This window comes from Hyalangium versicolor, from assembly GCF_020103695.1.
GTDB classification, from domain to species: domain Bacteria; phylum Myxococcota; class Myxococcia; order Myxococcales; family Myxococcaceae; genus Hyalangium; species Hyalangium versicolor.
Genome location: NZ_JAHXBF010000091.1, coordinates 1 through 727 on the forward strand (window position 1 = coordinate 1; position 727 = coordinate 727).

At 72.1% G+C, this 727-nt stretch carries 1 protein-coding gene; it reads left to right on the forward strand.

Annotated features, from left to right (window positions below):
• The coding region (locus KY501_RS52880; protein WP_224373259.1) for a cytochrome P450 at positions 1–727 on the forward strand (727 nt) is incomplete at both ends.

Here is a 727-nt window from a genome sequence, read left to right on the forward strand (position 1 = left end):
ACCTCACCCAATCCCTCTCGCTGGACGTGATCATCCAGGCCGTCTTCGGCGTCACCGACCGGTCGTGGATGGACCGCTTCAGCGCCGCCATGACGGCGTTCGTCGGCGCCGTGCACCGCTCGTTCCTGGTCTTCCGCTTCCTCCGCGTGGAGCTGGGCGGGTTGACCCCCTACGCGCGCTTCCGCCGCACCCAGGACCAGGTGCACCGGATGCTCGATGAGGCCATCGCCGCCCGCCGCGCTGCGCCTGAAGATCGGCCCGACATCCTCGGCATGCTGCTGGCCGCCCGCTACGAGGACGGCGCGGGGATGAGCGACACGGAGATCCGCGACCACCTGCTCACGCTGGTGATCGCCGGCCACGAGACCACCGGCCTGGCGCTGCAGTGGGCCCTCTACGAGCTGCACCACACGCCCGGGCCTCTCGAGCGGCTGCGCGCCGAGCTCGACGCCGCGGGCGACGGCGCCCCCGAGGCCATGGCCCAGCGGCCCTACCTCCAGGCGGTCTGCGACGAGACGCTCCGCCTGTGGCCGCTCTCGCCGTCGATGTCGCGCAAGCTCAAGGCCCCGCTCGAGCTGCTCGGCTACACCGTCCCGGCGGGACAGGCGGTGGCGGCGTCCAGCTACCTGGCCCACCGGCGCGAGGAGGCCTATCCCGACCCGGAGCGCTTCCGCCCCGAGCGGTTCCTCGATCGGACCTTCAGCCCCTTCGAGTTCCTCCCGTTTGG